Origin of the sequence: Sphingomonas astragali (assembly GCF_051400615.1) — a bacterium.
Taxonomy (GTDB): domain Bacteria; phylum Pseudomonadota; class Alphaproteobacteria; order Sphingomonadales; family Sphingomonadaceae; genus Sphingomonas.
In genome coordinates, this window is sequence record NZ_JBLFFH010000002.1 from 365,025 (window position 1) to 387,971 (window position 22,947).

Annotated in this window: 16 protein-coding genes; 7 read left to right on the forward strand and 9 right to left on the reverse strand. The window is 67.6% G+C overall.

The features are described from left to right. Positions 1-12: 12 nt before the first annotated feature. Genes ACMGER_RS10060 through ACMGER_RS10070 form a run of 3 tightly spaced genes read left to right on the forward strand, consistent with a single transcriptional unit; the run spans position 13 to position 4,911 of the window. Positions 13-2,064: a M13 family metallopeptidase gene (locus ACMGER_RS10060; protein WP_436812014.1), complete on the forward strand. Its 2,052-nt coding sequence runs from the start codon at positions 13-15 to the stop codon at positions 2,062-2,064. Positions 2,065-2,111: 47 nt separating this feature from the next. Then, positions 2,112-4,511 carry a hybrid sensor histidine kinase/response regulator gene (locus ACMGER_RS10065; RefSeq protein WP_436812015.1) on the forward strand — a complete coding sequence of 800 codons (2,400 nt, stop codon included), beginning with the start codon at positions 2,112-2,114 and terminating at the stop codon, positions 4,509-4,511. Between the two features lie 37 nt (positions 4,512-4,548). Next, positions 4,549-4,911 (forward strand): response regulator, encoded by a 363-nt coding sequence (locus tag ACMGER_RS10070; protein ID WP_436812016.1) that lies wholly within the window; start codon positions 4,549-4,551, stop codon positions 4,909-4,911. Between the two features lie 10 nt (positions 4,912-4,921). Here ACMGER_RS10070 and ACMGER_RS10075 read toward each other — a convergent pair whose 3' ends face one another. Next, positions 4,922-7,219, reverse strand: coding sequence for a coiled-coil domain-containing protein (locus ACMGER_RS10075; protein WP_436812017.1), 2,298 nt, complete (start codon positions 7,217-7,219; stop codon positions 4,922-4,924). An 85-nt stretch (positions 7,220-7,304) separates the two neighbouring features. Between ACMGER_RS10075 and ACMGER_RS10080 the strand changes: the two genes are divergently transcribed. Beyond that, complete coding sequence (locus ACMGER_RS10080) at positions 7,305-7,595, forward strand: Hpt domain-containing protein (RefSeq protein WP_436812018.1); 291 nt, start codon at positions 7,305-7,307, stop codon at positions 7,593-7,595. A gap of 37 nt (positions 7,596-7,632) precedes the next feature. Here the strand turns inward: ACMGER_RS10080 and ACMGER_RS10085 are convergent, their stop codons facing one another. The 8 genes from ACMGER_RS10085 to ACMGER_RS10120 all read right to left on the reverse strand — a co-directional run bounded on the left by ACMGER_RS10085 (position 7,633) and on the right by ACMGER_RS10120 (position 17,472). Next, positions 7,633-8,811 carry a vWA domain-containing protein gene (locus ACMGER_RS10085; protein ID WP_436812019.1) on the reverse strand — a complete coding sequence of 393 codons (1,179 nt, stop codon included), beginning with the start codon at positions 8,809-8,811 and terminating at the stop codon, positions 7,633-7,635. A gap of 8 nt (positions 8,812-8,819) precedes the next feature. Next, positions 8,820-10,229 carry a hypothetical protein gene (locus ACMGER_RS10090; protein WP_436812020.1) on the reverse strand — a complete coding sequence of 470 codons (1,410 nt, stop codon included), beginning with the start codon at positions 10,227-10,229 and terminating at the stop codon, positions 8,820-8,822. 49 nt (positions 10,230-10,278) lie between these two features. Beyond that, complete coding sequence (locus ACMGER_RS10095; RefSeq protein ID WP_436812021.1) at positions 10,279-11,127, reverse strand: AAA family ATPase; 849 nt, start codon at positions 11,125-11,127, stop codon at positions 10,279-10,281. 64 nt (positions 11,128-11,191) lie between these two features. Next, positions 11,192-11,860: a DUF6975 family protein gene (locus tag ACMGER_RS10100; RefSeq protein WP_436812022.1), complete on the reverse strand. Its 669-nt coding sequence runs from the start codon at positions 11,858-11,860 to the stop codon at positions 11,192-11,194. 309 nt (positions 11,861-12,169) lie between these two features. Beyond that, positions 12,170-14,206 carry an RNA polymerase sigma factor RpoD gene (gene rpoD / locus ACMGER_RS10105; protein ID WP_436812023.1) on the reverse strand — a complete coding sequence of 679 codons (2,037 nt, stop codon included), beginning with the start codon at positions 14,204-14,206 and terminating at the stop codon, positions 12,170-12,172. Continuing rightward, complete coding sequence (dnaG, locus tag ACMGER_RS10110) at positions 14,206-16,068, reverse strand: DNA primase (protein ID WP_436812024.1); 1,863 nt, start codon at positions 16,066-16,068, stop codon at positions 14,206-14,208. The genes rpoD and dnaG overlap by 1 nt, the downstream gene beginning before the upstream one ends. 120 nt (positions 16,069-16,188) lie before the next feature. Next, on the reverse strand, positions 16,189-16,977 hold the full coding sequence (locus tag ACMGER_RS10115; protein ID WP_436812025.1) for a hypothetical protein: 789 nt from the start codon (positions 16,975-16,977) through the stop codon (positions 16,189-16,191). 42 nt (positions 16,978-17,019) lie between these two features. Continuing rightward, the gene (locus tag ACMGER_RS10120) at positions 17,020-17,472 is read right to left on the reverse strand and encodes a GatB/YqeY domain-containing protein (RefSeq protein ID WP_436812026.1); all 453 of its coding nucleotides are present in this window, start codon (positions 17,470-17,472) and stop codon (positions 17,020-17,022) included. Between the two features lie 102 nt (positions 17,473-17,574). Between ACMGER_RS10120 and carA the strand changes: the two genes are divergently transcribed. From carA to greA, 3 genes are all read left to right on the forward strand, one after another. After that, positions 17,575-18,738: a glutamine-hydrolyzing carbamoyl-phosphate synthase small subunit gene (carA, locus tag ACMGER_RS10125; protein ID WP_436812027.1), complete on the forward strand. Its 1,164-nt coding sequence runs from the start codon at positions 17,575-17,577 to the stop codon at positions 18,736-18,738. Between the two features lie 319 nt (positions 18,739-19,057). Continuing rightward, entirely contained in the window at positions 19,058-22,381 is a 3,324-nt protein-coding gene (carB, locus tag ACMGER_RS10130; RefSeq protein WP_436812028.1) for a carbamoyl-phosphate synthase large subunit, read from the forward strand. A gap of 77 nt (positions 22,382-22,458) precedes the next feature. Continuing rightward, positions 22,459-22,935 carry a transcription elongation factor GreA gene (gene greA / locus ACMGER_RS10135; RefSeq protein ID WP_436812029.1) on the forward strand — a complete coding sequence of 159 codons (477 nt, stop codon included), beginning with the start codon at positions 22,459-22,461 and terminating at the stop codon, positions 22,933-22,935. The last annotated feature ends 12 nt before the right edge of the window (positions 22,936-22,947 follow it).

The following is a 22,947-nucleotide window of genomic DNA, read 5'->3' on the forward strand; positions in this document are numbered from 1 at the left end:
AAAGGCTTCGCCATGCGGCTTTCCGCCATCGCCACCTTGCTTCTCGCCGGTACCGCGCTCGCCGCGGGCGCCCATGCCCAATCGACCGTCGCACCGGCGAACGAGCCGGCGACGCCCGCCGGCGCGCCCGAGATCGGCACCTTCGGCCTCGACACCTCCGGCATGGACCGCAGCGTCGCGCCGGGCGACGATTTCTACGACTATGCCAACGGCACCTGGGACAGGCGGACGCAGATTCCCGCCGACCGCGCCTCGTACGGCATGTTCCATGTGCTCCAGGACCGCTCGCTCGAGCAGACCCGCGCGATCCTCGAGGAAGCGGCCAGGCAGCCGGGCAGCAAGATCGGCGACTATTATGCGAGCTTCATGGACGAAGCCGCCGCCGAGGCGAAGGGCATCGCGCCGATCAAGCCGTGGCTCGCGGCGATCGCCGGCGCCAAGGACAAGACCGCATTGGTGACCGAGGCGGCCAGGCTCCAACGCGCCGGCATCGGCGGCTTCTTCGGCATCGGCGTGACGCAGGATGCCAAGGAGCCGGAGAAATACATCGTCATGGCCCACCAGTCGGGCCTGACGCTGCCCGACCGCGACTATTATCTGAAGGACGATCCCAAGCTCGAGAGCATCCGCACCGCCTACAAGGCCTATCTCGCGCAGCTGCTGACGATGGCCGGCGAGGCCAATGGCGCCGCACGCGCCAACGCGGTGTTCGAGCTCGAGAAGCAGATCGCCGCGGTCCATTGGACCCGCATCGAGAACCGCGACGAGGACAAGACCTACAATCGCTGGCTGACCGCCGATTTCGAGAGCAAGGCGCCCGGCTATCCCTGGCACGCCTATGCCGCCGCGCTCGGCGTGCCGGCGCAGCCCTATTACATCGTCTCGCAGCCGTCGGCGGTGACGGCCGAGGCGAAGATCTTCGCCGCCACGCCGGTCGAGGTGCTGCGCGACTTCTACACGATCCGCGTGCTCGACGGGTTCGCGCCCTACCTCAACGCCGCGTTCGACAAGGCGGAATTCGCGTTCAACGGCACCATATTGTCCGGCCAGCCCGAGCAGCGGCCGCGGTGGAAGCGCGGCGTGGCGCTGGTCAGCGCCGGGCTGGGCGAGGCGGTCGGGCAGGTCTATGTCGCCCGCTATTTCCCGCCGGAATCGAAGGCCGCGATCGACGAGCTGGTCAAGAACCTCCGCGCAGCGATGGGCGAGCGGCTGCAGAAGCTCGAATGGATGGCGCCGGAGACCAAGCAGAAGGCGCTGACCAAGCTCGCCGCCTTCACGCCCAAGATCGGCTATCCCGACACGTGGCGCGACTATTCGGCGCTCCGCATCGATCGCGGCGATCTGGTCGGCAACGTCGCGCGGGCCAGCGAGTTCGAATATCAGCGCGACCTCAACAAGCTCGGCAAGCCGATCGATCGTGGCGAATGGTTCATGACGCCGATGACGATCAACGCCTATGCCAACCCTCCGATGAACGAGATCGTGTTCCCGGCGGCGATCCTGCAGCCGCCGTTCTTCGATCCCCATGCCGATCCGGCGATCAACTACGGCGGCATCGGCGCGGTGATCGGTCATGAGCTCAGCCACCATTTCGACGACCAGGGCCGCAAGTACGACCCCAGCGGCAAGCTCGCCGAATGGTGGACGCCGCAGGACGTCGCGCGGTTCAAGAGCTTCACCGACAAGCTGGTGAAGCAGTACGACGCCTATGAGCCGCTACCCGGCCAGCACGTCCAGGGCGCGCTGACGCTCGGCGAGAACATCGCCGATCTCGCCGGCCTGACCGTCGCTCATGAGGCGTACAGGAAATCCTTGAACGGCAAGCCGGCGCCGGTGATCGACGGCCTGACCGGCGACCAGCGCTTCTATCTCGGCTGGGCGCAGGTGTGGCGTTCCAAGTATCGCGAGCCGATCCTGCGCCAGCAGCTCCTCAGCGACCCTCATTCGCCCGGACCGGAGCGTGTCGCGACGGTGCGCAACCTCGATCCCTGGTACGACGCCTACAAGCCGAAGCCGGGCGAGAAGCTCTACCTGGCACCGGATCAGCGCGTCCGCATCTGGTGACGGCGCCAATGGCTTGACGGGGGAGCGGAGGCGCCGACAAGGGGCCGATGGCCACGCTTCCGCACTCGTCCGGGCAGTCCGAACGTCCCTCCGCCGCGCTGCCGCTCGTCGTCGCGGTCGGCGCTGCGGCCGCGGCGGCGGCTGCGATCCTGCTGCTCGTCGGCGACCGGACGCTGGCGATCGGGTTCGGCGCGGCAGGCCTGGTCGTCGCCGCGGCCGTCTTTGCCGCGTCACGGCTGATCCGCACCGCCACCGCCGTTTCGGCCGAGCCGGACTGGAATGTCGCCCATGCCCTCGCCGCAACGTCGGCGGAGGCGGTCGCGGTCACCGACCGTGCCGGGCGCATCGTCTGCGCCAACGACCGCTACGAGACGCTGTTCGGCGGCTATCCGACCCCGCCCAACCTGCCGCTGCCCGAGGAGGAGGTCGGGCGGCTCGGCACCGCCGGCCGTGCGGCCTGGCGCGACGGGGAGGGGCGAACCGCGCTGATCGTACGGGACGAGCGCGTCGAGGTGACCGTCGGCCGGATCGGCGACGAGATGCTGCTGTGGCGCTTCAAGATGGCCGATGCCGTCAACGTGGTGGCGATCGCGACGGCGGCCATCGCCGGCCCCAACGGCGATCGGCTCGGGGCCGCGGGAATCATGGCGGGCTTGCTCGGGCCCGACGGGCGGGTGCGCACCGCCAATCGTGTGCTCCGCGCCCGCGCGATGGGGCATGAGGAGGGCGCGATCGAGGGGCGCGATTTCGCCCGCTTCCTCATCACCGACAGCGCGGGGCTGGTCCGTTTCGAGCGCGAGGGGCTGAGCGGCAATCCGCTGCGCGTGCTGCAGGTGCCGTTCCTCGACGGCGATGACGCGCCGATGCTGGTGGTGCTGCTCGACGAGGAGCCGCAGATCACGGTGCCCGCGATCGGATCGAGCGCGGCGAGCCATGTCCGCAGCCTGATCGCCCTGCTGCCGGTCCCGCTGGCGCTGATCGACCGCGAGGGTCGGTTCCTGCACATGAACGATGCCTTCACCCGGGTGGCCGGCGCGAAGACGTCGCCGCCGCCGCTCTATCCGGGCGACCTGGTCGTGCGTGACGACAAGGCGGCGCTGGCCGATGCGATCCGTCGCTTTGCCGGCGGCGCGGCGCATTCGACGCAGCTGCCGGTGCGCTTCGCCGATCGCCCCGACGAGCCGGTTCAGATCGGCCTCGCCGGCGCACGCGGGCTCGGCGAGGCGGCGGTGCTGATGAGCGTCAAGGACGACGCCGAGGAAGGCAAGCTCAAGGACCAGGTCGCGCAGGCGACCAAGATGCAGGCGGTGGGCCAGCTCGCGGGCGGCGTCGCGCACGACTTCAACAACATCCTGACCGCGATCATCGGCCACTGCGACCTCATGCTGATGCGCCATACGCCGGGCGACAGCGACTACGACGACATCCAGCAGATCCGGATGAACTCGAATCGGGCGGCGGGCCTGACGCGCCAGCTCCTCGCCTTTTCGCGCCAGCAGACGCTGCGGCCGCAGGTGCTGCAGCTGCCGGACGTGATCTCGGAGGTGTCGAACCTCCTGAAGCGCCTGCTCGGCGAGACGGTGCGGCTCGTCGTCAACCACGGCCGCAACCTCGGGCCGGTGCGGATCGACCCGGGCCAGCTCGAGCAGGTGGTGATCAATCTCGCCGTCAATGCCCGCGATGCGATGCTCGCCAAGAACCCCAACGGTGGCGGCACGCTGACGATCGAAACGATGGCGGTCGGCCCATCGGAAGTGCGCGGCATGGAGGACGACGTGCTGCCGGTGGGCGATTATACGGCGCTCCGCGTCTCCGACACCGGTACCGGCATTCCTGCGGACGTGCTGCCCAAGATCTTCGAACCCTTCTTTACCACCAAGGAAGTGGGGAAGGGCACCGGCCTCGGGCTTTCGACCGTCTATGGTATCGTCAAGCAGTCGGGCGGCTATATCTTCGCCGAGACCCCCCGCAGCGGCGGGGCGGCCTTCACCATCTATCTGCCGGTCCATTCGGCCACCGCTGCGCCGGCTCCCGCACTTGCGGCGGTGTCGCCGAAGGCGAAGCCGATGGACACCTGGGGCAGCGGCACCATCCTGCTCGTCGAGGATGAGGACATGGTGCGCGCCGTGGCGGAGCGCGCGCTGACGCGGCAGGGTTACCAGGTGGTGACCGCGGAGAACGGCGAAGCGGCCCTGGAGCTGCTCGCGCAAATGGAGAGCGCGCCCGACCTGCTGATCTCCGACGTCGTAATGCCGACGATGGATGGACCGACGATGGTGCGGCGCGCCCGCGAGCGCTATCCCAACCTCGCGATCCTGTTCATGTCCGGCTATGCCGAGGAGCAGCTTCGTCGCTCGATCGACATCGACCGTGTCGCCTTTCTGCCGAAACCCTTTTCCGTTCAGCAGCTTGCCGAAGCGGCGCGCGAGGTGCTTGCCGCGAAGTGACTAGCCATGACGCGGCTGATCGCTTAGGAAAACCGGAATGTCGCGTCCGCAACAAATCCTCATCGTCGAGGACGAACCCTTGATCGCCATGATGCTCGAGGATTTCCTCGATGCGCTGAACAAGGGTATCGCGGGAACGGTCGACACGGTCGACGCAGCGCTCGACCGGATCGCCGCGGGCGGGGTCGACGCTGCGATCGTCGACATCAACCTGCGCGGAGGCGAGACGAGCTGGGCCATCGCCGATACGCTCGACGCGGCGGGCATCCCCTTCCTCTTCGCTACCGGCGGCACGGACGATTCGATCATCGAGCGCCACCGCAACCGGCCGGTGCTCACCAAGCCGTTCACGATGGACGGGGTGGAAAAGGCGCTCGTGAACCTGATCGTCGAGGTCTAGGTAGCCGACATCAGGTGCGCAGGCGCTCGATCGCCTGCGCGAGCGCAACGTAGAGCTTGCCCATATCCGACGAGAGCAGCGTGACGCCGAGCGGCGACCCGTCGCGCAGCGCCAGGATCTGGCGCAGCATCGCCTCGAAATCATGGATGTAGCGATTGACCTGCTCGCGGAAATCGCCGTCGCTATCGTAGAGCCGCAGGATCTCCCGCGCCTCGCTTGCATCGAGCAGGCGTACCGCGCGCCGCGTGAAGACGCCGCGGTCCCCTTTGAGATACGCGGCCCAGGCACTGTCCGACACTTCGTGCGAGAAGCTCTTGGTGATGTCGATCGAGGCGGAATTGAGCGCCTCGACCAGCAGCGACATGCGGCGTCCGAAACCATCCTGGTTGGCAGCCTCGCGATCGGCTCGCTCGGCGTCGATCCGCGCCTCGAGCTCCGCCGTGGTCTCGCTGATCGTCATGAGCTGCTGCGCCAGGTGCTCGGAGGCACGCGTCGCCGCGGCGACCGCGCCTTCCGACGCCTCCGCCAGCTCGCCCAGCGGCTGCGGGAGCGCACGGGCGAAGGCGCGGCGGACGGCCTCGGCGCTCTCCGCCTCGATCGCGTCCGCCGCGTCCGGGATCACCTGCGTCAGCACGCCCCGCGCGTTCTCGGCGGCGCGCGAGGCGGTTTCGCGGATGCGGGCGAGCGCATCGACGAGCTGCGGCGCTGCATCCTCGGCGAAGCGGCGGGCCTTGGCGATCGCTTCCTCGACCACCGCGTCCATCGTCATCGCCTTGTCGTGGCCGGCGTCGAAGGTTTCGTTGAGCGTCGCGGTGATCTCGGTCAGCTTCTCGCGCTCGGCGGCGACGAGGCCCGCTACGGCATTGACCGCATCGTGCGTGCTCTCGGCGGCGGTGACGAGCGCCAGCAGCTCGGGCTTGGCGCTGCCGACCAGCGAGCGGCTGGCGGCGATCTTCTCCTCCAGCCGGCTCAGCGCGCCGGGGAGGGTCTCGTCGATCTCGCGGGTCGAGGCGTCGAGCGCGGTCAGCAGGTCCTCGGTCGTCGCGATCAGCGTCCGCGCCACGCCCTCGCCGTCGCGCATCGACTCGGTCAGCGCGCCCGCCGATCCGGAGAGCGCACTGATCGATGCGGCCAGTTCCTGGCTCTTGGCGAGGCCGTCGGCGTGCAGCCGGTCGAGCTGCCCCGACGCGCCCTCGACTCCGACCGAGAGGCTGGCGAACAGCGAGTCGGTGCGATGCTGTTCCTCGCCGAGCCGCGCGGTGATGCGGTCGACCGCCGCCTCGACATCTTCCAGCCGGTGGCGGAGCGTATCGGCGCTTTCGTAGCTGGCCTTCTCGATCGCGGCCTGGCTGGCGCTCAGCATCGCCAGCATCGCGTCGCCCTGCGCGGCGATGCCCTTGCGCGCCTCGTCGATGGCCTGGGCGGCACGATCGAGCACGGCGTCGACCGCAGCCGACATCTCGCCCGCGGCATCGTCGAGCCGGGCGGCGGCGGTCTCGCTGGTCGCCTCCATCCGCTCGAGATGCGCGGCGAGGCGGGCGGCCGCGCCGCTCGCGACCTCGTCCGCGGCGCGGCCACGTTCGGAAAGCGTCGCCAGATGTCCGCCGAGCTCCGCCGCCTTCTGGCTGGCCGCCAGTCCCGCGGCGTTGAGCGCCTCGGCCATGCCGGCGGTTTCGGCCTGCGCCTTGGGCAGCGAATTGAACACGACGTTGAGACTCGCCTCGGTCGTCTCGGCCGATTTGACCAGCGATCCGCCGATCGTCTCGAGGATGCGCGCCTCGGCGGACAGCTCGCCGCCGATCGCCCGCAGCCGCTCGGACGCGGCGTCGCCGATCGCGACGAGCGAGTTCGCCTGCTCGGCCAGCGCGCGGCGATTGGCCTCGATCCGGTTGGAAAGCGCTGAGATCGTCTCATCGAGCCGTGCCGCCTCGCTCCGCATCGCACGCGCGGTGGCACCGAAGCGGCGTGCCTCGGCACGACTCGTGCGGAGGAACAGCAGATAGAGCGTGGCGGCGAGGAGCGGCGGCACGCAAAGCGCCGCGATGAACTCGGCAAGCGCGACCGGCGCCATCGGCAAGGCCCCGCGCGAGAACCACGCCATCGCGACCACCCAACCCAGCGATAGCAGCACCAGCAGGACTGCGACGATCCGTGCAAAAGACGAGGGCGCCGGCTGTTCCGCCGCCCAGTCTTCCGCCTCCGCAGCCGTCTGCGACTCGCGCCAATTCTCGTCTGTGGCGGACAATGCGGTCCCCTCGTCCTCGTCAGGACGCAGATTCACGATACGCGTACCCCCGATCACGGTCATTCGGAGATGTGTATCACGTTTCGTCCGGTTCGTAAGCGGGGGCGCGGAAACCCGTCGTTAAGCATATGCGCCTAGTTCCGGGCGCATGGCCTATGATCCTGGTGCAATCGACGCGACCTTGGCGGCGGCGGTGGGCGACGAGCCCGCGCTGATCGCCGAGTTGCGCGAAGCCTTTCTCGACAGCGCGAAGAACAATCTGGCGACGATCGAGAAGACGCGCGACCACGCTGTGTGGAAGGACGCCGCGCTGCGGCTCAAGGGGCTGGCAGCGAGCTTCGGCGCGATCCGGCTGATGGCGCTCGCGGGCGAGGCGGCCGATCGCCCCGGCGATCCGGAAGTGCTGCGCAAGATGAAGCGGGCGATCGAACGGCTTTAGCTGCGAGCGCCATCAGCCGGATCAGCGATCGGCCTGATCATCGCTTCCGGCTCAGCTCACGCGTCGCTTCGTCCAATCCGGCGAGCGTCAACGGGTACATGCGGTCGTTCATCAGCTCGCGCATGATGCGGACCGACTGCGAATATCCCCATTGCTCCTCCGGCACCGGATTGAGCCATACCGCGGCGGGATAGGTATTGGTCAGCCGATGCATCCACACCGCGCCGGCTTCTTCGTTCATATGCTCGACCGATCCGCCGGGATGGGTGATCTCATAGGGACTCATCGACGCATCGCCGACGAACACCAGCTTATAGTCGTGGCCGAACCTGTGGAGGACGTCCCAGGTCGGCGTGCGCTCGGTGAAGCGGCGGCGGTTGTCCTTCCACACGCCTTCGTAGACGCAGTTGTGGAAGTAGAAGAATTCGAGGTTCTTGAACTCGCTGGTCGCGGCCGAGAACAATTCCTCGCAGAGCCTGACGAACGGGTCCATCGATCCGCCGATGTCGAGGAACAGCAGCAGCTTGACCGCATTGTGCCGTTCCGGCCGCATGTGGACATCGAGCCAGCCCTGCTTGGCCGTTCCGGTGATCGTCGCGTCGAGATCGAGCTCCTCGGCTGCCCCTTCGCGCGCGAAGCGGCGCAGGCGGCGGAGCGCGATCTTGATGTTGCGGGTGCCGAGCTCGCGCGTGTTGTCGAGGTTGCGGAACTCGCGGCCTTCCCAGACCTTGAGCGCGCGCTTGTGCGTGCTCTCGCCGCCGATCCGAACCCCTTCCGGATTGTAGCCCGCGTTGCCGTAGGGTGAAGTGCCGCCGGTGCCGATCCACTTGCTGCCGCCCTGGTGGCGGCCCTCCTGCTCGGCGAGGCGCCGCTTCAGCGTCTCCATGATCTCGTCCCAGGAACCGAGCGACTCGATCTTCGCCATCTCCTCGGGCGTCAGATACTTCTGCGCGACCGCCTTCAGCCACGCCTCGGGGACTTGCGTCGCCTGGGCGCCGAAGGTCGTGGAGATGCCGCGGAACACCTTGGCGAAGACCTGGTCGAAGCGGTCGAGCAGCCCCTCGTCCTTCACATAGGTCGCGCGGGCGAGATAATAGAAGGCTTCGGGCGTGCGCTCGATGACGTCGCGATCGAGCGCTTCGAGAAGCACGAGATGCTCCTTGAGGCTGGCTGGGATACCGGCCGCGCGCAGCTCGTCGAGGAAGCCGAGGAACATGGCTTCTTCTACGGCTGAAGCTCGTAGAGCGTCCAGTCGGTTCCGGAGAGCCCGCGCGCGCGCGCGCTCGCGATCGGCCGATAGCGGCGGCTGCAGAGCGCGACGGCGGCGGGGAAGCTCTGCCCCTCGAACCGATCGATGAAGACGAAGCGTGCCGGCGGACAGTCGGCATCGACGATCGTCAGCGGATAGCGCTGGTGCTCGGCGGCGACGCGGATCACCGCGAGCCCGGTCTCGCGGTCGAGCCGCAACGTCGCGCCGTCCGGCGAGCGCGCCATCATCGCCCGCACGGCAGCGCCGGGATCGCCGCGCTGATTGGCGATGAGCACGCCGTCCCGGGCCAGGCTCGTCACGGTCAGCGCCGCCAGCGCGGCACCGCTTGCCCAGCGCTTCCACCCCTCCGAGACGAGGCCAAGGCCGATCACTTCGCCGATCAGGATCAGAAGGGCAGTGCCGGCGAGAAGATAATAGCGCGCAAAGCCGACATTGCCGGTATGCAGGATGGCGATCGCGAGAGGGAATCCGACGATCGCCAGCCGGTGGAAGGCGAGGCGCGACGCGCCGAGGCGGGGCGCGAGCAGCACGAGGAGCACGGCCAGGATCGGCAGCCAGACGCCGCTCTGCGCGATACCGACGGTATAGCCGACCATCTCGCCGACGCCGTGGAGATAGGCAGGCAGGGTGAAGGGATCATAACGCCCGAAGGTGAAGCCGTCCTTGCTCGCAAGCGCCGCGCCGATGATCATGCCGAACAGGATCGCCAATGTGACCAGCGCCGGCCCGAACAGCCGCAAGGTGGTGCGGACGGCCTCCTTCCATCCGGTACGCCGCCAGACTGCGAACGAGACCCAGCCGACGAGGGCACAGACGCCGAACACGATGGTGAGCTGCGACAGCGCGCCCAGCCCGAAGCACCAGGCGAGCCCGCGGCGGGGCGGCACCGTCTCGCCCGCCAGCCAACGATCGACCAGCAGCACCGCGACGAGCAGCGCGAGCAGCATCGGCGCATAGCCGCGCGCCTCCGACCCCATCGTCACCAGGATCGGCGAGATGGCGAACAGCCAGGCCGTCGTCAGCCCGATCGCCGGTCCGCGCCGCGTCCCGATCCGTCCGGCGACCCAGATCGCGATCGTGCCGGTCGCGATCGACAAGGCGCGCGCCAGCACCGGCGGCGCGGCGAGGCCGACGAACTGGAGCCACAGCGAATTGAGATGATGGTTGTTGTCGTGGTTGATCTTGAGGAACACGCCGAGCGGCGTACCCGTGTCGTGCGCGAGGGTCGCCGACCACGCTTCGTCGAGCCACAGCGAGCCCTGCGCCGAGGCGACCCGCAGCGCCAGTCCCAGCGCGACGATGGCGCCGAGCAGCAGCGGAAAGCGGCGGTGGAGTTCCCCCCTCGGGCCCATCGTCGCCAGCATGGGTTGCTCCGCCGCGTGGCGCAAGTTCGGCATGACCCGCGGCCGACGATCAGCGCCCGGGCTGCCGCTTCGCCATGAACGCCAGCCGCTCGAACAGCATCACGTCCTGTTCGTTCTTGAGCAGTGCGCCGTGGAGCGGCGGGATCGCCTTGGTCGGATCGCGGTTCTGCAGCACCTCGAGCGGCATGTCCTCGTGGAGCAGCAGCTTGAGCCAGTCGAGCAATTCGCTGGTCGAGGGCTTCTTCTTGAGGCCCGGCACGTCGCGGATGTCGTAGAACACGTCCATCGCCTTGCCGACCAGCAGCTTCTGGATGCCAGCGAAATGGACGTCGACGATCCGCTGCATCGTCTCGCGGTCGGGGAACTTGATGTAGTGGAAGAAACAGCGGCGAAGGAACGCGTCCGGCAGGTCCTTCTCGTTGTTCGATGTGATGACGACGATCGGCCGTTCGGCGGCGCGCACCGTCTCGCCGGTTTCGTAGACGTGGAATTCCATACGATCGAGCTCCTGGAGGAGGTCGTTGGGGAATTCGATGTCGGCCTTGTCGATCTCGTCGATCAGCAGGACGGGCACCTCAGGCGAGGTGAACGCCTCCCACAGTTTGCCCTTGCGGATATAGTTGGAGATGTCGTGGACGCGCGGATCGCCGAGTTGGCCGTCGCGGAGGCGCGCGACGGCGTCGTACTCGTAGAGACCCTGCTGCGCCTTGGTGGTCGACTTGATGTTCCACTCGATCAGCGGAGCGCCGACCGCCTTGGCGATCTCGTAGGCGAGCACCGTCTTGCCGGTGCCGGGCTCGCCCTTCACCAGCAGCGGCCGCCGGAGCATGACCGCGGCATTGACCGCAACCTTGAGATCCTCGGTGGCGACATAGCTCTGGGTACCGTCGAACCGCATTCCTGCCCGTCCTTTTCAAAGATCGGGTATGCAGTAGAGGGTTGCCGCGCCTCAGCGCAAGCGTTCAGCGGTGATGGCGGCGGGCATCGGCGCGGGCTTCGAGCAGCTGCCACAGCGCACGGTGCTGGGCGAGCGTCTGATTGGCGCCGAACAGCATGGCGCGCTCGAAGGCCGGGGTTTCGGCCAGCGCCGCGACCACGGTCGCGCTGTCGCGGGCGACGGGGAGGGCGCTTTCCACCAGCTGCAGCCCCAGCCGGCGCGCGGCGGCATCGAGGACATGGCGGATCGCCGGCCAGTCGAGCACCAGCGCCATTGCGGAGCCGATCGCGACGCCCGCGCGATCGGAGCCGGCGAGCATGTCGAGCGCGTGACGCTGGCCGGTAATCGCGGCCTCGCTTTCGGCCTGGCCCGGTGTGCTCGGCAGCGGACCGGCGGCTGCGACGAGGCGGACGATGCCGGCGCGCTCCTCCGTGAAGCCTGTCGCCGCTTCGCCGAGCCACGCTTCCACCACGGGATGGTCGGCGCGGCCCTGCGCGTGCTCGAGTACGCCGGGGTGGCGGGCGTGGAGCATACACCAGCAGTGGGCGGCATCGGTCAGGTCCCGGGTCGCCGAGCTGCCGCCCGCCAGCGTGGCGACGAACGGCTCGACCGCGCTACCCTCCGCCGCGACCAGCGCAGTGAGCGCCTCCCATGCCTCGCCGAAGCGTGCGCCCTGTGCAGAAGTCAACGGCATAGGCTCCCGAACCTGAAGTGTCTGCCGGCGCAGCCGGCGTCCACTCCTTCATCGGGTAAAAGCCTATACCGAAGGACGTAAAGACGCGGTTGATCGCGGGTTAAGCAAGCGTTCGCACAGATGAAGAAAGGGCCCGTTTCGGCGGAAACGAGCCCCCTGGAGGTCTGCCATGCGAAATTGCAGCGTGCTCCTGCGAAGGCAGGAGCCCTGGATCATCTGCCGACCCGCTTGCGGCCTGGCCTCCTGCTTTCGCAGGAGCACTGATACGGTTCAATCTCAACCGGACAGCCTGCAGCGGGCGCTTCCGGATCATTGATCGAGGAACGAGCGCATCTTGCGGCTGCGGCTCGGATGCTTGAGCTTTCTCAAGGCCTTAGCCTCGATCTGGCGGATACGCTCGCGCGTCACCGAGAATTGCTGGCCGACTTCCTCCAGCGTGTGATCGGTGTTCATGCCGATGCCGAAGCGCATCCGCAGCACGCGCTCCTCGCGCGGCGTCAGGCTGGCGAGGACCCGGGTGACCGTCTCCTTGAGGTTCGCCTGGATCGCGGCGTCCACCGGAATGACGGCGTTCTTGTCCTCGATGAAGTCGCCGAGGTGCGAATCCTCCTCGTCGCCGATCGGCGTCTCGAGGCTGATCGGCTCCTTGGCGATCTTCATCACCTTGCGCACCTTCTCCAGCGGCATCGAGAGGCGCTCGGCCATCTCCTCGGGCGTGGGCTCGCGGCCCTGCTCGTGGAGGAACTGGCGGCTGGTGCGCACCAGCTTGTTGATCGTCTCGATCATGTGGACCGGGATACGGATGGTTCTTGCCTGGTCCGCGATGCTGCGGGTGATCGCCTGGCGGATCCACCAGGTCGCATAGGTCGAGAACTTGTAGCCGCGGCGATACTCGAACTTGTCGACCGCCTTCATCAGGCCGATGTTGCCCTCCTGGATCAGGTCCAGGAACTGCAGGCCGCGGTTGGTGTACTTCTTGGCGATCGAGATCACGAGGCGGAGGTTGGCCTCGACCATCTCCTTCTTCGCGATCCGCGCCTCGCGCTCGCCCTTCTGCACCATGTTGACGATGCGGCGGAACTCGCCGAGGGCCATGCCGGTCTGCTGCGAGATCTCGGCGATCTCGGCGCGGATGCGGTCGACCGCCGCCGCCTCGTTCGCAACGAAGGCGGCCCATTTCTTGTCGAGACCGGTGACCGACTGCAGCCACTGCTCGTCGAGCTCATGGTCGACGTAGCGGTCGAGGAAGTCCTTGCGGCTGACCTTGTGACGCTCGGCGAGGCGCAGCATCTGTCCGCCCAGCGCGGTGAGGCGCCGATTGAAGCTGTAGAGCTGGTCGACGAGATACTCGATCTTGGCCTGATGGAACTGGACGCTCTCGACCTCGGCGGTCAGGTCCTCGCGCAGCTTCTGGTACTTGCGCTCGTCCGCGGGCGTGAGCTCGCCCCCGGCCGCCATCGCGCCCAGCCGCTGCTCCTGCATCCTGGCGAATTTCTTGTAGATGCCGGTGATGTTGGCGAACTTCTCGAGCGCGGCCGGCTTGAGCGTCTCCTCCATCTGGGCGAGGCTGAGGGTATTGTCTTCCTCGTCGTCGTCCGACGGGCGCGGGGTGCGCCGCTCGGTCATCGACTCCTCGTCGTCCTCGTCCTGGACCTCCTCGACTTCGTCCTCTTCCTTGAACGAGGGACCGGCGGCCGCCTCGCTGATCTCGCCATTGTCGTCCTCGGCGCCCTCGACCTGCTCGGCCGACGGTCCCTTGGACAGCATCGCCTCGAGATCGAGGATCTCGCGCAGCTGCATCGTGCCCTCGTTGAGCGCGGTCGACCAGCCGATGATGGCGTTGAAGGTGATCGGCGATTCGCACAGGCCGAGGATCATCGTGTCGCGGCCGGCCTCGATCCGCTTGGCGATCGCGATCTCGCCCTCGCGCGACAGCAGCTCGACGGCGCCCATCTCGCGCAGGTACATGCGGACGGGATCGTCGGTGCGATCGATCGTCTCCTTCTTCTTGACCGCTTCGAGCGTCGGGACCTGTTCGCCGTCGGAATCGCCGCCGTCGACCTCGTCGACGCTGTCGTCCTCGACCTCGCCGTCCTCGCCCGCGTCCTCGTTCTCGACGACGTTGACGCCCATGTCGTTGAGCGCCGACATCACGTCCTCGATCTGCTCCGAGGTCATCTGATCCTGCGGCAGCATCTCGTTGAGCTGGTCGACGGTGATGTACCCGCGCTTCTTGGCGCGCGCGACCAGCTTCTTGATCGAACCCTCGTTGAGGTCGATCAGCGGCGCGTCGCCGACATCAATCGTAGTATCGTCGCCGCTGCCGCCGCCGTTAACCTTGGCCATCAATTTCCCTCGGTACCTTCGGAAGTGTCTTTGTCGTCCAGCATCAGATTTGCAAGTCGCAGCTGAAGCGCCTGCTGCTCTCTGACCAAAGCGATCTGCCGTTCGAACGCTTCATCGGTGAAACGCTCGCCAAGCCTCGCCGTTGCCTCTGCGAGCGCAGCATCGACCCGCGGGCGCGCGATCATCACCGCGATCGCCTCGTCCAAGTCGCTGTGCGCGCGGACGTCATCCCATTCCTTCTGGGTGAAGGTGAAGGGCATGCTGTCTGCGCGCAACAGGTCTGTTGCAATTTCACCAAAGCCGGACTGCGCCAATATGGTGAGCACGCGCGACTGATCAAGCGCATGATCTTCAAGGGCAACATCCACGACCGCCTCGAACAGCCGCCCGAGCGCGCCGCCGGCAAGCTTCAGCGAGCCCAGCACCTCCATATGGCGCGCGATCTCGGCCGGGTGACGGATCAGGCCGGCGAGCACCGCCTTGGCGAGCACCGGGTCGATCCCGCTGGCGTTGACGGCACGCGCGGTGGGGGAGGGCGGCGGCGCCGGAGGCTGCCACCTGCCGGCGCGGGCGTCGCGCACCCGCGGCGCGAAGGCGCGGGGGGGCGGCGCGAAATGGGCGTCGAAGCGGCGGCGGAACTCGGCGAGATACTCCGAGCGGACGGCGGCGTCGCCGATCGTGTTGGCGAGGTCGCCAAGACGGCGCTTGAGGCCGGCGCGCTGCTCGGGCGTGTCGAGCGGCTCGGCGGCAAGCTCATGGGCCCAAAGACGATCGACCAGCGGCTGGGGCCTCGTCAGCAGCGCCTCGAACGTCGCGGCGCCGCGGGTACGGACGATATCGTCTGGATCGAGCCCGTCGGGGAGCGTCACAAAGGCGAGGCTACGGCCCGGAGCGAGCATCGCCAGCGCGCGATGGGCGGCGCGGATCGCCGCCTTCTGCCCGGCCGCGTCGCCGTCGAAGCACAGGATCGGCACGTCGGCGATCCGCCACAGCCGGTCGAGCTGGGCCTCGGTCAGCGCGGTGCCGAGCGGCGCCACCGCCTCCTCGAACCCGGCCTGGGCGAGCGCGATCACGTCCATATAGCCCTCGACCGCGATGATGCGGCCGGACTTGCGCGCGGCGGGGAGGGCGCGGTCGAGATTGTAGAGCGTGCGGCCCTTGTCGAAGAGCGGGGTCTCGGGGGAATTCAGGTATTTGGGCTCGCCCTCGCCGACGATGCGGCCGCCGAAGGCGACCGGGCGGCCGCGCGGGTCGCGGATCGGGATCATCAGGCGGCCGCGGAAGCGGTCGTAAGGAAGCTTGTCGTCGACCGCGATCAGCAGGCCGGCCTCGACCAGCATCGCGTCGCCATAGCCCTTGAGCGCATCCTTGAGCTTGCCGCGCGAATCGGGAGCGAAGCCGAGGCCGAATGCCTTCGCCGTCTCCGGCCGGACGCCGCGGCGATCGAGAAGCGCGCGCGCCTCGGCGCCGGCGATGCCGTTCAGCTGATCGGCGAACCACTGGGCGGCATCGGCCATCGCCTCGTGCAGGCCTTTGGCGCGTTCGGCGCGCTCTGCCGACTGGCGGTCGGGCGCGGGGACGTCCATGCCGGCGGCCTGGGCGAGCTCCTTCACCGCGTCCATGAAGGGCAGGCCGCGCTGGTCGGTCATCCAGCGGATCGCGTCCCCGTGCGCGCCGCAGCCGAAGCAGTGGTAAAAGCCCTTGTCGTCGTTGACGTAGAAGCTCGGCGTCTTCTCGTGATGGAAGGGGCAGCAGGCGCGCCATTCCTTACCGGCGCGCTGGAGCTTCACCGACTTGGCGACCAGCCCGGACAGGTGCGTGCGGGCGCGCAGCTCATCGAGGAAGGCGGGGGTGAGACTCACCTGCGCATTATATCATGCCCTCATGCCGCAATCGCGGGTCGGGTGGCAAGAGGTACACCTCAGATGGCAACCCCGGAGCGCTCCCGTTCGAGGGCGACCCACGTCGCGCGCCGCAAAGCGTCAAGGCGCCGAAGCGCTTGGCAAGGAGGAGCAATCCGCCCCTTCGCCGCTTGCCGGCCCCGGTGCATAGCCAGCCGCACCCCCATCGGCGTTCAAAAGGCGATAGAGCTGCGGCGAGAGGTCCGGCGGTAGCGTGGATTGGAAGTAGAAACTGACGGATGCGCCACTCTGCCACATCGAGAAGGATCCCGAAGGTCCCCATAGGAGCGTGTTGTCCGAACGGCAGCTGGGCGACCAAATCGAGAGATTTTTGTCGAGCTGTATCTTCTCGATGTCGGAGAAGCTCATGCCGACGCCTGTAAGGCCCTTCGCGACATAGAGCATTTGGAAACTGCCTACGCTCTTGGTGCCGTATGACGATGACGAATTCGGCCATCCCGGCGAATTGGGCAGATCCCGTCCGGGTATTATCGTCACGACATAGGTGTAGGCGGTTCCGGCGGGCGCACGCGCAACGTCGCACGGGTCTATCCCACCTGGGCAGTAGACGGTGACTTCTAGGTCGCCGCCACTGGGAGTCGCCGCGTTGCCGGAGTTCAAGCTGCTATTGATCGGACCCAGAGCGACGCCGCCGAGGCTGAGCGTGTCGAGGTTGCCATACGCGAGCTTGCGGGCGGGCGTAGGTGTGGGTGTTGGGGACGGCGACGGCGACGGTGACGGAGAAGGTGATGGAGAGGGGGTAGGTGTGGGTGTCGGCGTGGGCGTTCCCGGCCCTCCGGAACCATCGGAATCACAGGCCGCAAGCTGCACGGCCAATGCGATCATCGCCAACGCCGGAAATCGCCTCATCGTTACTCCTCCCTCAGGCGCCGAACAGGCGACGTTTATGGCTCAGGCGAGCGCCGCCTTCACCAACCCGCTCGCCTTGCTCATGTCGAGCGTGATGGCGTGGCGGGCCTTCAGTTCGGCCATCACCCGGCCCATGTCCTTCATGCCCGAGGCACCGAGCTCGGCCTTGATCGCCTCGATCACGGCCTTGGTCTCCTCCTCGCTCATCTGCTGGGGCAGGAAACGCTCGATCACCTCGACCTCGGCCTGCTCGGCGGCGGCGAGCTCCGGGCGGTTGCCCTTCTGATAGAGCTCGATCGATTCGCGGCGCTGCTTCACCATCTTCTGCAGCACCTCGACCACCAGCGCATCGTCGTCGGCGGGAGCGCCGCCGGTGCGCGCCTCGATGTCGCGGTTCTTGATCGCCGACTGGATCAGGCGGATCGCGGCGGTGCTCTGCTTGTCGCCCGCCTTCATGGCGGTGACGAGCGCGGTCTTGATGTCGTCTCGAATCATTGCACCGCCATAACCGCCAAGCCCGGTTGACGCGAGGGGGGAGGGGGGCTACGCGCCGCCACTTAGCGACATCGCCAACCCAGTCAGGAGTGCCCGCCCCCAATGGCCGACGCCAACCCCAGCCGCGCGCCCGCAGGAGCCACGGGCGTTCTCGTTCTCGCGAGCGGGGAGATCGTCTGGGGCCGCGGTTTCGGCGCCGAGGGCGAGGCGGTGGGCGAGGTGTGCTTCCACACCGCGATGACCGGGTATCAGGAGATCATGACCGACCCGAGCTTCGCGGGGCAGGTCATCACCTTCACCTTCCCCCACATCGGCAACGTCGGCGCCAATCCCGACGACGTCGAGGCCGACGAGCCCCACGCGCTCGGCATGATCGTGCGCGAGGACCCGACCGCGCCCAGCAACTTCCGCGCGGCCGAGAACCTCGATTCGTGGATGAAGAAGCACGCGCGCATCGGCCTGGCCGGCGTCGACACGCGTGCGCTGACCCGGCGCATCCGCGGCGGCGGCGCGCCCAACGGGGTGATCGCCCATTCGGCGAGCGGGGCGTTCGACGTGCCCCTGCTGCTCGACATGGCGCGGAGCTGGCCGGGGCTGGAGGGCATGGACCTCGCCAAGGAGGTCTCGACCGAGACGCATTACGGCTGGCAGGGCGGCATCTGGCGGCTAGGCTTCGGCTATGGCGGTGAGGGCGGCGAGGCGGAGCGGCCGCACGTCGTCGCGGTCGACTATGGCAGCAAGCGCAATATCTTCCGTAATCTTGTCAAGGCCGGGGCCAAGGTTTCGGTGGTGCCGGCGACCGCCAGCTTCGAGCAGATCATGGCGCTGGAGCCGGACGGCTTCTTCCTGTCGAACGGCCCGGGCGATCCGGCCGCGACCGGGGAATATGCGGTGCCGGTGATCCAAAAGCTGCTGGAGACCGGCAAGCCGCTGTTCGGCATCTGCCTGGGCCATCAGCTGCTGGGGCTCGCGGTGGGGGCTGAAACCACCAAGATGTTCCAGGGCCACCGCGGCGCCAACCATCCGGTCAAGCGGCTGTCCGACGGCGCGGTCGAGATCACCTCGATGAACCACGGCTTCGCGGTCGAGCGCGAGAGCCTGCCGGAGGGCGTGCGCGAGACGCATGTGAGTTTGTTCGACGGATCGAACTGCGGGCTGGAGCTGACGGACCGGCCGGCCTTTTCGGTGCAGTACCACCCCGAGGCGAGCCCGGGGCCGCAGGACAGCTTCTATCTGTTCGAGCGGTTCGTGGGGATGCTGCGGTGAGCGGTGTGGCTATCTCTCCCTCTCCGCGTTGGGGAGAGGGCCGGGGTGAGGAGGCGCGCGCGTGAGCGCGCGCTCCTGGCTGGTTGGGTGGGGACTCGATAGCGGCGGTCACCCTCACCCGACCCTCTCCCTCAAGGGAGAGCGCTTTTTGTGTGGTTCATCGATTCCGCGCGATCGCCAGCGCCGTTCTGATCTCCTCGGCCGGCGTGCGGTCGCGGCGAAGTTGCCGTGCGACAGAGATCAGTCTCTTCTCGCTCACGTCGGGCCACCCTCACCCAACCCTCTCCCTCGAGGGAGAGGGCTTTCATGGTAGCAGTTCATGCCTAAGCGTACAGACATCTCCTCCATCCTCGTCATCGGCGCGGGGCCGATCGTCATCGGTCAGGCGTGCGAGTTCGACTATTCCGGCACGCAGGCGATCAAGGCGCTCAAGGAGGAGGGCTATCGCATCGTCCTGGTCAATTCGAACCCGGCGACGATCATGACCGATCCCGAGCTGGCCGACGCGACCTATGTCGAGCCGATCACGCCCGCGGTGGTCGCCAAGATCATCGAGAAGGAGCGGCCGGACGCCGTGCTGCCCACCATGGGTGGGCAGACCGCGCTCAACACCGCGCTGGCGCTCGCGCAGGACGGGACGCTCGAGAAATTCGGCGTCACCATGATCGGCGCCGACGCCGAGGCGATCGACAAGGCCGAGGACCGGCTCAAGTTCCGCGAGGCGATGGACAGGATCGGGCTCGAATCCGCCCGCTCGGCGATCGCGCACAGCGAGGCCGAGGCGCTGGAGGGGCTGGAGAAGGTCGGGCTGCCCGCGATCATCCGCCCCTCCTTCACGCTGGGCGGGACCGGCGGCGGCGTCGCCTACAACCGCGAGGAGTTCGTCGAGATCGTGCGGCACGGACTCGACGCGTCGCCGACCACCGAGGTGCTGATCGAGGAATCGCTGCTCGGCTGGAAGGAGTATGAGATGGAGGTGGTCCGCGACCGCGCGGACAACGCCATCATCGTCTGCAGCATCGAGAACATCGACCCGATGGGCATCCACACGGGCGATTCGATCACCGTCGCGCCGGCGCTGACGCTGACCGACAAGGAATATCAGATCATGCGCAACGCCAGCATCGCGGTGCTGCGCGAGATCGGTGTGGAAACCGGCGGCTCCAACGTCCAGTTCGCGGTCAATCCCCAGGACGGCCGCCTGGTCGTGATCGAGATGAACCCGCGCGTGTCGCGCTCCTCGGCGCTGGCGTCGAAGGCGACCGGCTTCCCGATCGCCAAGGTCGCGGCCAAGCTGGCGGTCGGCTACACGCTCGATGAGATCGACAACGACATCACCGGCGCGACTCCGGCCAGCTTCGAGCCGACGATCGATTACGTCGTCACCAAGATCCCGCGCTTCGCCTTCGAGAAGTTCAAGGGCGCCGAGCCGGTGCTGTCCACCGCGATGAAGTCGGTGGGCGAGGTGATGGCGATCGGGCGCAACATCCACGAATCGCTGCAGAAGGCGCTGCGGGGGTTGGAGACGGGGCTTTCCGGCTTCAACGACGTCGACCGGTTGATCGGCGCACCGCGCGAGGAGATCGAGGCGGCGCTGGCGGTGCCGACGCCCGACCGGCTGCTGGTCGCGGCGCAGGCGCTGCGGGAAGGCTTCTCGGTCGCCGACATCCATGCGATCGCCAAATACGACCCGTGGTTCCTGGAGCGGATCGCGGAGATCGTCGCCGCCGAGGACGAGGTCGCCAGGAAGGGCCTGCCGCGCGACGCCGAGGGGATGCGGCGGCTGAAGGCGATGGGCTTTTCCGACAAAAGGCTCGCCTATCTCGCGGTCAAATCGGCGGGGCTGCGCGACCGCTTCGCCGCGCGCGGCGGGCTGATCCATGAGGCGGTCAAGGCCATGACCGGCGGGGTCAACGAGGCCGAGGTGCGCGCGCTGCGCCACAAGCTGGGCGTACGGCCGGTATTCAAGCGCATCGACACCTGCGCGGCCGAGTTCGAGGCCAAGACGCCGTACATGTATTCCACCTATGAGGCACCCAGCTTCGGTGCGCCCGAGGACGAGAGCCAGCCGTCCGACCGCAAGAAGATCGTCATCCTCGGCGGCGGCCCGAACCGGATCGGGCAGGGGATCGAGTTCGACTATTGCTGCTGCCACGCCTGCTTCGCGCTGGCGGAGGCGGGCTATGAGACGATCATGGTCAACTGCAACCCGGAGACGGTGAGCACCGACTACGACACCTCCGACCGGCTCTATTTCGAACCGCTGACCGCCGAGGATGTGCTGGAGATCCTGCATGTCGAGCAGTCGAACGGCTCTTTGGCCGGCGTGATCGTCCAGTTCGGCGGCCAGACCCCGCTCAATCTGGCGCGCGCGCTGGAGGAGGCGGGTGTCCCCATACTCGGCACCTCGCCCGACGCGATCGACCTCGCCGAGGATCGCGAGCGCTTCGCCAACCTGGTCGCCAAGCTGGGCCTCAAGCAGCCCGCCAACGGTATCGCACGCAGCCGCGAGGAGGCGGTCGCGGTCGCCGAGCGCATCGGCTACCCGGTGCTGATGCGGCCGAGCTACGTGCTCGGCGGGCGGGCGATGGAGATCGTCGATTCGACCGTCCAGCTCGACGATTACATCCAGACCGCGGTGCAGGTGTCGGGCGCGTCGCCGGTGCTGATCGACCGCTACCTGCGCGACGCGATCGAGGTCGACGTCGACGCGCTCGCCGACGGCACCGACGTCGTCGTCGCGGGGGTGATGCAGCACATCGAGGAGGCGGGCGTCCATTCGGGCGACTCGGCCTGCTCGCTGCCGCCGTACAGCCTGCCGGACGAGATCGTCACCGAGATCGAGCGCCAGACCGATGCGCTGGCGCGGGCGCTGGGCGTCAAGGGGCTGATGAACATCCAGTTCGCGGTGAAGGACGGCGAGGTCTATCTGATCGAGGTCAATCCGCGCGCGAGCCGCACCGTGCCCTTCGTCGCCAAGGCGATCGGCGCGCCCATCGCCAAGCTCGCCAGCCGGGTGATGGCGGGCGAGAAGCTCGCCGATCTGCCGAGGATCGACCGTGACATCGCCCATGTCGCCGTCAAGGAGGCAGTGTTCCCGTTCAATCGCTTCCCCGGTGTCGATCCCGTGCTCTCACCGGAAATGAAATCGACCGGTGAAGTCATGGGAATCGATCGCGATTTTGCCGTGGCCTTCGCCAAGGCGCAGCTCGGCGCAGGCACGGTGCTGCCCGACGGCGGCACATTGTTCGTCAGCGTCAAGGACAGCGACAAGCCGGTGATACTGCCGGGGGTACGCATCCTTGCCGACCTCGGCTTCACCGTGATCGCGACCGGCGGCACCGCCGACTATCTGATCGCGAACGGCGTCGAGGTCGAGCGGGTCAACAAGGTGGCGCAGGGGCGGCCGCACGTCGTCGACCGGATCCGGGACGGGGACATCGACCTCATCTTCAACACGACCGAGGGCTGGCAGAGCCTCAAGGACAGCCAGGAGATCCGCAAATCGGCGCTGTCGGGGAGGATTCCCTATTTCACCACGGCGTCGTCGAGCGTGGCGGCGGCGCGGGCGATCGCGTCCCTCCGGACCACGTCCCTTGAAGTGCGTCCTCTGCAAGCCTATTATTCGCAGTCGCACAATTGATCCCCACAACCGGTGTTAATGTGCGGGCGGCCCGAATGTGGGACGTCTGACGAGGACGTGTTGAAGGAAAAGGGCGAATGGCCACGGTCGAGAAAATGCCGATGCTGGCGGAGGGGTATGAGAAGCTCACCGCCGATTTGAAGCGCCTCAAGGAAGAGCGTCCGCAGATCGTCGACGCGATCGAGGAAGCGCGCGCGCACGGCGACCTTTCCGAAAACGCCGAATATCATGCCGCCAAGGAACGCCAGGGCCAGATCGAGGCGTCGATCGCCGACATCGAGGACAAGCTTTCCCGTGCGCAGATCATCGATCCGACCGAGCTGTCGGGCGACAAGGTGGTGTTCGGCGCGACGGTGACCTTGCTCGACGAGGACGACAAGCCGATCAGGTATCAGATCGTCGGCCAGACCGAGGCTGATGCCAAGACCGGCCGCATCAGCTACAACTCGCCGCTGGGCCGCGCGCTGATCGGGCGCAAGGTGGACGACGAGGTCGAGGTGACGGTGCCGTCGGGCGACCGTTATTACGTCGTCTCGAAGATCGAGTTCATCTGACGTCTGTCCGGG

Excerpts from the sequence above, each read along its gene's own strand:
- ACMGER_RS10060 (WP_436812014.1), top strand. The coding sequence starts at position 13 with ATGCGGCTTTCCGCCATCGCCACCTTGCTTCTCGCCGGTACCGCGCTC.
- ACMGER_RS10065 (WP_436812015.1), top strand. The coding sequence starts at position 2,112 with ATGGCCACGCTTCCGCACTCGTCCGGGCAGTCCGAACGTCCCTCCGCC.
- ACMGER_RS10070 (WP_436812016.1), top strand. The coding sequence starts at position 4,549 with ATGTCGCGTCCGCAACAAATCCTCATCGTCGAGGACGAACCCTTGATC.
- ACMGER_RS10075 (WP_436812017.1), bottom strand. The coding sequence starts at position 7,219 with ATGACCGTGATCGGGGGTACGCGTATCGTGAATCTGCGTCCTGACGAG.
- ACMGER_RS10080 (WP_436812018.1), top strand. The coding sequence starts at position 7,305 with ATGGCCTATGATCCTGGTGCAATCGACGCGACCTTGGCGGCGGCGGTG.
- ACMGER_RS10085 (WP_436812019.1), bottom strand. The coding sequence starts at position 8,811 with ATGTTCCTCGGCTTCCTCGACGAGCTGCGCGCGGCCGGTATCCCAGCC.
- ACMGER_RS10090 (WP_436812020.1), bottom strand. The coding sequence starts at position 10,229 with ATGCTGGCGACGATGGGCCCGAGGGGGGAACTCCACCGCCGCTTTCCG.
- ACMGER_RS10095 (WP_436812021.1), bottom strand. The coding sequence starts at position 11,127 with ATGCGGTTCGACGGTACCCAGAGCTATGTCGCCACCGAGGATCTCAAG.
- ACMGER_RS10100 (WP_436812022.1), bottom strand. The coding sequence starts at position 11,860 with ATGCCGTTGACTTCTGCACAGGGCGCACGCTTCGGCGAGGCATGGGAG.
- rpoD (WP_436812023.1), bottom strand. The coding sequence starts at position 14,206 with ATGGCCAAGGTTAACGGCGGCGGCAGCGGCGACGATACTACGATTGAT.
- ACMGER_RS10115 (WP_436812025.1), bottom strand. The coding sequence starts at position 16,977 with ATGAGGCGATTTCCGGCGTTGGCGATGATCGCATTGGCCGTGCAGCTT.
- ACMGER_RS10120 (WP_436812026.1), bottom strand. The coding sequence starts at position 17,472 with ATGATTCGAGACGACATCAAGACCGCGCTCGTCACCGCCATGAAGGCG.
- carA (WP_436812027.1), top strand. The coding sequence starts at position 17,575 with ATGGCCGACGCCAACCCCAGCCGCGCGCCCGCAGGAGCCACGGGCGTT.
- carB (WP_436812028.1), top strand. The coding sequence starts at position 19,058 with ATGCCTAAGCGTACAGACATCTCCTCCATCCTCGTCATCGGCGCGGGG.
- greA (WP_436812029.1), top strand. The coding sequence starts at position 22,459 with ATGGCCACGGTCGAGAAAATGCCGATGCTGGCGGAGGGGTATGAGAAG.